Source organism: uncultured Campylobacter sp., from assembly GCF_938040115.1.
Classification (GTDB): Bacteria; Campylobacterota; Campylobacteria; order Campylobacterales; family Campylobacteraceae; genus Campylobacter_A.
Genome location: NZ_CALHXD010000074.1, coordinates 1 through 9,778, shown reverse-complemented (window position 1 = coordinate 9,778; position 9,778 = coordinate 1). Strand labels below are relative to the sequence as shown.

Here is a 9,778-nt window from a genome sequence, read left to right as displayed (position 1 = left end):
GTATAAACGAGCCGTAGTTTACGGTTACGGCAGCCGTATCGCCGACTGCGTCTTTTAGCGTAAATTTTAAATCCGTAAAATTTACGCCGCCGGTTAGTACGCCTACGATTGGCATGATAACGTCACCAACCAGTGAGCTAACGATCTTGCCGAAAGCCCCTCCGATCACGACGCCCACGGCCATGTCGATGACGTTGCCGCGCATTGCGAATTCTTTAAATTCCTTGATGAAACTCATCTTTTTCCTTTAAATTTTAAAATTAGATATCAATTATATTTATTTTAGCTTCACAAAAGATAAAAAAGCGAGGTTAAATGCCAAAAATGCTATAATCGCCCCAAAAATCAATAAGGAAATAAAAATGTATCGTTTTGCGCCGTCGCCTACAGGCGATATGCATCTGGGAAATTTAAGGGTTGCGATCCTAAACTACGTCTGTTCGCTCCAGGATAAAAGCGGCTTTATCATCCGCATCGAGGATACCGACAAGGAGCGCAATATCCCCGGAAAAGACAAGGAAATTTTAGAAATTTTAGAGCTTTTCGGTATCAAATGGGACACGCTTTATTATCAAAGTAAAAATTTGAAATTTCACCGCGAGTTTGCGGCAAAGCTTTTGATAGATAAAAAGGCGTTTTCGTGCTTTTGCACCGAAAGCGAGCTTGAAGCCAAAAAAGAAGCCGCCAAGGCTAGAGGCGAAGCCTACCGCTACGACGGGACGTGCGAGCACCTAAGCGACAACGAAGTGCTAAATAACCAAAAGCCTTTCGTCGTGCGCATGAAAAAGCCGCTAGGCACGATGAAATTTAAAGACGCGATAAAGGGCGAAATCAGCTTCGAGCCCGAAAACGTCGATAGCTTTGTGATTATGCGAGCCGATTTTACGCCGACTTATAACTTCGCCTGCGCGGTCGATGATATGCTAGAAGGCGTCACCTTCGTCATCCGCGGCGAGGATCACGTCAGCAACACGCCAAAACAAGACCTCATCCGCGAAGGACTAGGCTACACGCAAAAGATAAACTACGCCCACCTGCCTATCATCCTAAACGTCGAGGGCAAAAAAATGAGCAAACGCGAGAACGAAAGTAGCGTAAAGTGGCTGCTCTCGCAAGGCTTTATGCCCGAAGCCATCGCAAACTACATCGTCTCGCTAGGCTACAAGGCGCCGGTTGAAATCTTTACGATCGAGGAGGCGGCGCAGTGGTTTGATATCTCGAAGGTTTCGGCGTCTCCGGCCAAATTTGACGTCAAGCAGCTTGAGCACATCAACCGCGAACACATCAAAAGAGCAAGCGACGCAAGACTAGCCGCGCTAATGGGTATAAAGCCAGAATTTGCCGCGATAGCTAGATTTTACACTCAAGAAAGCAGCCTGCTAACCGAGATAAAAACTAAGGTCGATGCTATTTTCGCGACCAAATTTATCCCAGATGAGTTTAAGGCGGGTTGCGAGGCTATAAAAGCCGCTGTAAATTCGCTAAATTTGAGCGAATTTGATGAATTTAACGAGTTAAAAAAAGCTCTCATGGACGCGACTGGCCTAAAAGGCAAAGGCTTTTTTATGCCGCTTAGGATTTTGCTCACGGGCGCCGAACACGGCCCTGAGCTTAGCGAGCTATATCCGCTCATCAAACCGTATCTAAAGGAAATTTTACGATGATATTTTCGGTATTTTTAGAAGCAGTCGGCAGTATCTTGCATATCGTTATCAGCGCCTACACGTGGATCATCATAGGCGCAGCGATCATAAGCTGGGTGCGCCCTGATCCCTATAACCCTATCGTGCAGTTGCTCTACCGCCTCACCGAGCCCGTCTATGCCGCTATCCGCCGCGTGATACCGACGGTTTTTGGCGGTATAGATCTAGCGCCTATTATCGTGCTTTTGGCGCTTCAGTCTATAGATCAATTTTTCGTAAGGCCTATGTTTGCGTACGCTGCTTAAATTTATCCTGCCCGTGATTTTTGCGGCGGCGGCGTTTGGCGGAGTTAAGAGTTTTGAGGAGATAAAAGACGAGCCTAAGGGGCTGGCTAAGGATTACTACTTTTACCGTCTTTTAACCGAAGGCGACTACACTAAGGAGCAAGCGCAGATTTTAAACAAAGACGTCTTTCGCCGAGCGGGCGTACTGGCAAAGAAACTGGCTGAGATTTTGCCGTCCAAAAAAGCAAAAAGCGAGTGCGACGGCGTAAGCGCGAAAAATATCCTGGACGCCAACGTAACCTGCCAAAAACAGCGCCTCAGAGTGCCTTTTATGATGAAGCTAAAAAAGGAAATGAGGCAAAAGCTGGCGGATAAATTTAAAGACTCCGATCCGATTATTTACCACCGCTTGAGCGCGCTAAACGAGAAGCACCCCGAGGACGAATTTGCCAAATTTAACGATACGGACGCGTTTTTGGTTTATTTTAACCAGTCCTCGCACAAGGATAAATTTGACAAGATATTTGACGCAAATTTTATAAATTCGCTCGCGACGAAAAAGGAGTTTCACGCTCTAGCAAACGATTTGATAATCGATAAAAAATCGGCTAAATTTAGACAAAATTTTCTAGCGATAAAAGAAACAGAGCTTGCGGGCAAGGACGCCTTTATACTCGGCATAAACGCGGTTTTGTTAAATTCGCCAAAGGACGCGGCGAGGTTTTTTACTAGAGCGCAGGCTGCCTTTGATAGACAAGACCGCAAGGATAACGCGGTATTTTGGCTATATCTGCTAAGTAAAGATAAAAGCTATCTTGATAAGCTAAATCAAAGCCGCGACGTAAATATCTATACGCTTTATGCAAACGAACTAACGGGCGCAAGTGCTGCCGCAAACATCGTCTCGCCGACGCCTACGAAAGAAAAGGTAGAGGGCTATGACATAAAAGACCCGTTTTTGTGGCAAAAGACGTTTAAAATGATAAAAGAGATGAGTGCCGAGGACGCAGCAAAGCACTCTAAAACCTTTAATACCAAAGAGACGCTAGGCCAGTATGCCTACCTGATGGAAAAGGCAAGCGGCTACAAGGATAGCTACTTCGTTATGCCGTTTGCTGATGAGCTAGAGGACGTAAACGCGACTAGAAAAGCGCTTCTTTACGCGATCGGTAGGCAAGAAAGCCGCTTTATCCCCGCCGTCATCTCGACCTCTTACGCGCTTGGTATGATGCAGTTTATGCCGTTTTTAGCTAATCATATAGGCAAAAAAGAGCTTGCGATCCCAAATTTCGACCAAGACGATATGTTTGACCCGCGTCTTGCGTTAAAATTTGCGGATCATCACTTAAATTATTTGGAGAAATACCTCTATCATCCGCTTTTTGTAGCTTACGCGTATAACGGCGGTATCGGCTTTACTAAAAAGATGCTTCAGCGAGGCGACCTTTTTAACGAAGGAAAATACGAGCCGTTTTTATCCATGGAGCTAGTACCCTTCGCCGAGAGCCGCGACTACGGCAAAAAGGTACTAGCAAACTATGTTATTTACCTAAAGCTTCTCCGTTCCAGTACATCGATTTCGACACTTTTTGAAAGCTCAAAGAAACCTGCTTTGACGGATAAATTTCGAAATTAATATTGATTCTATCGCTTTTGATCTCTGGGGTGCTGACCTCAAAATACTGAGCCCACGGCACCTCAAAGCTCACTTTTTCTAAAAGCGGATCGTTGGCGGTCAGGCGTCTAACCATGATGCCTCGCTGCGAGCCGTTTGCGCTAAAGCTCTCGTCTAAAATTTTAGCTTCTTTGGGATGCACGGCCACGACGAATTTCTCTCTTTTTTGTTCATCGATTAGCTCGCTATAGATCGGATTTAGATAGGTTGCTACGATTAGGATATTCGTCTTGGCATCTATGATTTCAGATTTGCTAGTGTAGGCTAAAAGCTCGTTTTTTAATGGTTCGTGGATATATTTTTTATCCGCACAGCCAGCTAACGCCAAAATAAAACTTAAAAAAAATACGCTCTTTTTCATTTTAATACCTCTTTAAATTTGGTGCTATTTTAGATAAATTTTGCTTTTAAAAAGCCTAAATTTGCTATAATCCGCGTAAATTTCAAAAATTCGGAGAAAAATGAAAAAAGCGGCGATGGCGTTTTCCGGACCTTCAAATAGCGGCAAAACTACGCTTATTTTAAAGGTCGCCAAAAAATTTATCGATGACGGGCTAAAAGTCGTGATCATCAAGCACGACCCGGGCGACAAGGCGAGGTTTGACGTCGAGGGCAAGGATAGCTACAAATTTAGCCAAATAGGCGCCGAGGTCGCAGTCATGAGCCCGACGCGCACGACCTTTTTCTCGCAGGAGAGCAAGAGCGTGGAGGATGTCGTAATGATGGCTGGCGAGTTTGATTTGCTACTAGTTGAGGGGCTAAAGACCCTGCCGCTACCGCGCATTAGCGTGTTTAAGGACGAGATAAACGAGGATTATCTTAGCTTTTCAAACGCGATCGCAAGCTACAAAAGAGACTACGTCATAGATAAGCCAAACTTTGATCTAGACGATACGCAGGCTATCTGCGAGTGGATACTAAAAAACGCAAAGGTGTTAAAATGAACGAAATTTTCGAAACGATTAAAAAGATCGCCGTAAAAATCGGCGAAGAGATAAAATACGCCGATCTAGGCTATACGGGTCACGCTAACGCCACGGGCGACACGCAGCTAAAACTAGACGTGAGGAGCGACGAGATCATCACGGCCGAATTTGCAAATTTAGCCTGCGTAAAAGCGCTCGTTAGCGAAGAAAAAGAGGATATGCTGGCGCTAAACGAGGACGCGAAATTTATCGTTGCCTACGATCCGCTAGACGGCTCTAGCCTAGTGGATGTAAATTTTTCTATCGGCTCGATTTTTGGCATTTACGAAAACGAGCTAACTCCGCAAAATCTAAAAGCCGCCGCCTACGTCGTTTACGGCCCGCGCCTAGAGCTCGTGATTTGTGAGGAGGGGACGGCTCCCGCGCTTTACCGCCTGGGCAGGGACGGCGAGTTTAAATTTATCAAAAATCTAGCGCTCGCGCAAAAAGGCAAGCTAAACGCTACGGGCGCGACGCAAAAGGGCTGGAGCGAAACTCACGCTAAATTTATCCGCGAGCTGTTTTTACAGGGATATCGCCTCAGATACTCAGGCGCCATGGTGAGCGACCTGCATCAAATTTTACTAAAAGGCGGCGGGCTGTTTAGTTATCCTGCCACGAGCGACGCGCCAAAGGGCAAGCTAAGAGCGCTATTTGAGGTGCTGCCGTTTGCCTTCATCTACGAGCGCGCGGGCGGGGCGACTAGCGACGGATACTCGGCAACGCTTTTTGATATGAAAGTGGAAAAAATCCACCAAACCACGCCTTGCTTTTTCGGCTCCAAAAACGAGATAAATTTACTGCATAAATTTTATGGAAACGCGAAATGAGCGAGCATGCAGCGGATGTAACTCAAAAAGACGAATTTGAGCTGGAGCTTGATCGCCAAAGAGAAATTTTACAAGCCTGTCAGAGCGAAAAAGGGCTAAGCTCGTGCTTTGCTTGCGAGGCGATGTTTGAGTGCAAAACCCGCAAAAACTACGTAGATGCCGTATATAGCTCGATGTCTAAAGGCGACGGCGGCGGATTTGATTTTTAAATTTAAAAAGGAAAGATATGAACACGACTTATATTACGACTCCGATTTATTACGTAAACGACGTGCCGCACATCGGACACGCCTACACGACCGTGATCGCAGATACGGTAGCGAGATTTGCGAGGCTAAAGGGCGATGATACGTACTTTATGACGGGTACCGACGAGCACGGGCAAAAGATCGAGCAAGCCGCCGCAAAAAAGGGCTACACGCCGCAAGCCTACGCTGACGAGATAAGCGCGAAATTTAGGGAGTTGTGGGATAAATTTGAGATCAGCTACGACCATTTTATCCGCACGACAGACGACTATCATAAGCTCACGGCGCAAAATGCATTTCTTAAAATGTATCAAAAAGGCGACATCTACAAGGGCGAATACGAGGGGTACTACTGCGTTAGCTGCGAGAGCTTTTTTACGCAGACGCAGCTTTTGGAGGACGAGAGGTGTCCGGACTGCGGCAGGCCGACGAATTTGGTAAAAGAGGAGAGCTATTTTTTCAAACTTTCAAAATACCAAGACGCGCTACTAAAATGGTATGAGGAGAACGAGGACTGTATCGTGCCGCGCGGCAAGAAAAATGAGGTCGTTAGTTTCGTAAAAGGCGGCCTGCGCGACCTCTCGATAACGCGCACGAGCTTTGAGTGGGGCATCAAACTGCCCGCGAGCCTAAACGAGCCAAAGCACGTGATGTACGTCTGGCTGGATGCGCTCATAAACTACCTTAGCACGCTTGGCTACACGCTCGGCGATGATAAGATGCACTACTGGAAGGGCGCTACGCATATCGTGGGTAAGGATATTTTGCGCTTTCACGCAGTTTACTGGCCGGCGTTTTTGATGAGTCTTGATCTGCCGCTGCCTCGCTGCGTCGCCGCTCACGGCTGGTGGACGAGAGACGGCGAAAAGATGAGTAAAAGCAAAGGCAACGTCATCAACCCAAGCGAGGTCGCAGACGCGTACGGACTGGAAAATTTCCGCTATTTTATGCTGCGTGAAGTGCCGTTTGGTCAGGACGGCGACTTTTCGCAAAAGGCTATGATCGAGCGCATAAACTCCGAGCTTAGCAATGATTTGGGCAATCTTTTAAGCCGTATAGTCGGCATGAGCGAAAAATACTCGGACTTTGAGATAAAGGGCGAAAATTTACGCAAATTTTACGGCGAGGTTTTAGATAGCGGCAATGAATATCTGCAAAACGCTATCAAAAATTTAGAGAGTTTCGCCACGAACCGCTATCTTGAGGAGCTCTTTAAGGCGCTAACGCTCGCAAACGCTTCGATAGCTAAATTTGAGCCGTGGAATCTAATCAAAAACGGCAAAAAAGATGAAGCAAACGCGCTCGTGTCGCTGTGTGCGAACCTGCTAGCTCGCGTGGCCGTACTGCTAAGCCCTGCGATGCCAAAAACCTGCGAAAAGATCGCGCATACGCTAGGTTTTGAGATCTCGACCGCAACTTATGAAAAAATCATCTTAAACAACGAAATTTTGAACTTTAAAGCGCAAAAAACGCAGCCGCTTTTCCCAAAAATCGAAAAAGAGCTGATGGCGACTGCGGTACCGAGCGTGAGCGAACCGGCCAAAACCGTCGCCGCGCCGCAAGAAAAATCGGACGCGAAAATAAAAATCGACGACTTTAAAAAATGCGTCATAAAAGTAGGCACCGTGCTTGAGTGCTCAAATATCGAAGGCAGCGAGAAGCTGCTCAAATTTAAGATCGATCTGGGCGAAGAGCAACCGCGTCAAATTTTATCGGGGATTGCCAAATTTTACGCTCCTGAGGGTCTCGTCGGCAAGCAAGTCTGCGTGCTGGCAAACCTAAAACCGGCTAAAATTTTTGGCCATATATCCGAGGGAATGATCCTTAGCGCCGAGGACGGGTCGCTATGTCTCATCGCGCCTATGGCTGCGGTCAAAAACGGCTCGGAAATAGGCTAAAACCGCGTGAATATCGAAAACCTAAGGCGCCTCATCAACGGCGAAGCGCTAAATAAACCAAGTGTTAGCGCCGTGGAGGGCTTTGCGTTTGAGAGTAAAAACGTGCGCCAAGGCTACGCCTACATCGGGCTTGGCACAGGCGCGGACGAGATAGCCGCGGCCGTCGCAAACGGCGCCTATGCTGTGCTCGTCGAGCAAAGATGCGAAGTCATCGATCCCGAGGTCGCCTTTATAAAGGTCGATAGCCTCAGCGCCGCGCTGATGCGGCTAATGCGCTTTGAGGCTAGCTATAAAAATCTCAAATTTTGCTCCGTTAATCCCGTGCAAAAAGCCTTGCTTGCGCGTATGAGTCTGGGCAAAAATGTCGCAGGCAACGCGGCTAGCTTGCTGCCTGAGGATGCGATGCGACTTTTTATAAAGATAATGAAAGCGGGCGTGGGAGATCTATTTTTCACGGACGATCTTAAAATTTTATCCAAGATCGCGCCGCTATATGACACCGTTTTTAGCGACGTAGACGCGGTTTGTGCGCAGGGCGGCTCGCTGTTTGCCTCGAGCGTCGTTTGCGAGGGCGTTTACTATCCAAACTTAAATTTCCCAAAAGTTTTCACGCACTATCTGTGCGGCCTTTTAAAGTATCTGATCCGCGCTGGCTTTTCTTTTAAGCTCGGCGACACGCGAAATTTGGGGCACTTTGAGCCTATTTTTATAAATAAAAATTTTCACGTCGTACCTTTTGGCGCGAGCTCTCAAGCCTTGATCGCTGAGTGCGACGACGAGCTTTTTGATATGGAGGCGGCGTTTCTAGCGCGAAATTTTAGCGGCGGTATCGAGATCTGCGTGCCGGAGGATTTTGCTGGAAGTGCGGCCGCTACGATGAGATTTAAGGAGCTTGCCGAGCTAAAAAATCTTTCAAATTTTCACTACGCGCTCGTTAAATGCCAAAAAGAGGAGCTTGAAGCGATGTTAAATTTGAGCTCGCCCGAGCCTGATTTGTTCGGCGAAATTTTATAATAATCTCAAATTTAGCGCGTATTTTCGCCTTTATCTGCTACAAATTTGATCTAATTTTTAAACCATTTGCTTACTAGCCGCAAATTTACCGATAAATTTAAAGGAAAAATGCGTAAATTAGTAGAGCTTGTCTTGCGAGTTTTTAAGTAAAGCGTCCAAATAGTGCTTCCCTACGAGGCGTGCCGCGGTCGCTTTGCGCAGGCGGCTGGAGTATCGGCACAGATGCGAGAGAAATTTAAAGTAGGCGTTTTGTTTTCCGTCCTTAAAAGTGGATATTGTCAAAAACACCTTACGTCTAAAATTCGTAAAACCGCCACAGCGATCAAATTTGCTAAATAAAAAACGGCGGCATGACGGTTGCCGCGTTTTGGCGGATAAATTTATTTCGCATTAAATTTGCGGATGGGCTATGCCGATTTTTAGAAATTTTAATTCAAATTTACGTATTTTATCCTATCTTTTTCGCCCGCAAGCTCAAACCCTCGCAGTCTCAGACGGCAGCTATCGCATTTGCCGCAAGCCTCTTCTTCGCGCTCGTAGCAGCTCCAGGTTAGCTCTAGCGGCGAGCCAGCCTCGAGCGACTTGCGCACGATGTAGGCCTTGCTTAAATTTACCAGCGGCGTGACGATTTGTAGACTAAAACCCTTTGAGGTGCCGGCGTTTACGGCGCTTTCTATCTTGGCGATAAAGTCCGCCGTGCAGTCAGGGTAGCCCGAGCCGTCCTCTTCGACGATGCCGATGTAAAGCGCCTGCGCGCCCTCTTTTTCGGCTAGTGCGGCGGCGATAGAGATAAAGATACCGTTGCGAAACGGCACGTAGGTGCTAGGGGTGTCTGGTTTGGCGCCGTCTTTGCGGATGGCTAGGCTCTCGTCCGTTAGTGCGTTGCCGCCGATACTTGCTATGAAACTAGCGTCTAAATTTACCTTTTTTAGCGCGCCGATGCGCTCGCAGATCTGCTCAAACGCTAGCTTTTCGCGCTCCATCGTTCGCTGTCCGTAGTCAAAATGCAGCGCGATGATCTCATAGCCTGCGCGTTTAGCGAGGACGGCGCACAGGGTGCTGTCCATGCCGCCGCTCATTATGCAAACCGCTTTTTTCACTTTTTCTCCTTTTTTCGGCTTGTCTTTTGAGCGCTTTTTGCGGATTTTGTTAAAATTTGACTCGATAGGCTACATGCCTTATCTTCGTCAAATTTTAACTTCAAAACCCCAAAAATCATCT

The 9,778-nt window shown here is 47.1% G+C and carries 11 protein-coding genes; 8 read left to right on the top strand and 3 right to left on the bottom strand.

What is annotated here, in order from left to right; translation table 11 throughout:
- On the bottom strand, positions 1-238 hold a 238-nt coding region (mscL, locus tag Q0314_RS02915; protein ID WP_298056327.1), incomplete at its 3' end, for a large conductance mechanosensitive channel protein MscL.
- Between the two features lie 124 nt (positions 239-362).
- On the opposite strand from mscL, the gene gltX reads away from it, so the two are divergent.
- The 3 genes from gltX to Q0314_RS02900 are packed head-to-tail and all read left to right on the top strand — an operon-like array spanning position 363 to position 3,563.
- The gene (gltX, locus tag Q0314_RS02910; RefSeq protein WP_298056324.1) at positions 363-1,664 is read left to right on the top strand and encodes a glutamate--tRNA ligase; all 1,302 of its coding nucleotides are present in this window, start codon (positions 363-365) and stop codon (positions 1,662-1,664) included.
- On the top strand, positions 1,661-1,948 hold the full coding sequence (locus Q0314_RS02905) for a YggT family protein (protein ID WP_298056322.1): 288 nt from the start codon (positions 1,661-1,663) through the stop codon (positions 1,946-1,948). Before gltX ends, Q0314_RS02905 begins: the two co-directional genes overlap by 4 nt.
- Positions 1,932-3,563, top strand: a complete 1,632-nt coding sequence (locus tag Q0314_RS02900; RefSeq protein ID WP_298056320.1) for a lytic transglycosylase domain-containing protein — start codon at positions 1,932-1,934, stop codon at positions 3,561-3,563. The genes Q0314_RS02905 and Q0314_RS02900 overlap by 17 nt, the downstream gene beginning before the upstream one ends.
- Here Q0314_RS02900 and Q0314_RS02895 read toward each other — a convergent pair.
- Entirely contained in the window at positions 3,469-3,963 is a 495-nt protein-coding gene (locus Q0314_RS02895) for a membrane lipoprotein lipid attachment site-containing protein (protein WP_298056317.1), read from the bottom strand. The genes Q0314_RS02900 and Q0314_RS02895 overlap by 95 nt on opposite strands.
- A gap of 100 nt (positions 3,964-4,063) precedes the next feature.
- Here Q0314_RS02895 and mobB point away from each other — a divergent pair, with 100 nt between their 5' ends.
- Genes mobB through Q0314_RS02870 form a run of 5 tightly spaced genes read left to right on the top strand, consistent with a single transcriptional unit; the run spans position 4,064 to position 8,557 of the window.
- Positions 4,064-4,546 carry a molybdopterin-guanine dinucleotide biosynthesis protein B gene (gene mobB / locus Q0314_RS02890; protein WP_298056314.1) on the top strand — a complete coding sequence of 161 codons (483 nt, stop codon included), beginning with the start codon at positions 4,064-4,066 and terminating at the stop codon, positions 4,544-4,546.
- Positions 4,543-5,397 carry a class 1 fructose-bisphosphatase gene (locus tag Q0314_RS02885; RefSeq protein WP_298056312.1) on the top strand — a complete coding sequence of 285 codons (855 nt, stop codon included), beginning with the start codon at positions 4,543-4,545 and terminating at the stop codon, positions 5,395-5,397. The genes mobB and Q0314_RS02885 overlap by 4 nt, the downstream gene beginning before the upstream one ends.
- The gene (locus Q0314_RS02880) at positions 5,394-5,606 is read left to right on the top strand and encodes a hypothetical protein (RefSeq protein ID WP_298056310.1); all 213 of its coding nucleotides are present in this window, start codon (positions 5,394-5,396) and stop codon (positions 5,604-5,606) included. The genes Q0314_RS02885 and Q0314_RS02880 overlap by 4 nt, the downstream gene beginning before the upstream one ends.
- Positions 5,607-5,623: 17 nt before the next feature.
- Entirely contained in the window at positions 5,624-7,543 is a 1,920-nt protein-coding gene (gene metG, locus Q0314_RS02875; RefSeq protein WP_298056306.1) for a methionine--tRNA ligase, read from the top strand.
- A gap of 6 nt (positions 7,544-7,549) precedes the next feature.
- Positions 7,550-8,557, top strand: coding sequence for a ferrochelatase (locus Q0314_RS02870; protein ID WP_298056304.1), 1,008 nt, complete (start codon positions 7,550-7,552; stop codon positions 8,555-8,557).
- 428 nt (positions 8,558-8,985) lie between these two features.
- On the opposite strand, the gene queC is transcribed toward Q0314_RS02870, so the two are convergent.
- The gene (gene queC / locus Q0314_RS02865; protein WP_298056302.1) at positions 8,986-9,657 is read right to left on the bottom strand and encodes a 7-cyano-7-deazaguanine synthase QueC; all 672 of its coding nucleotides are present in this window, start codon (positions 9,655-9,657) and stop codon (positions 8,986-8,988) included.
- Between the last annotated feature and the right edge of the window lie 121 nt (positions 9,658-9,778).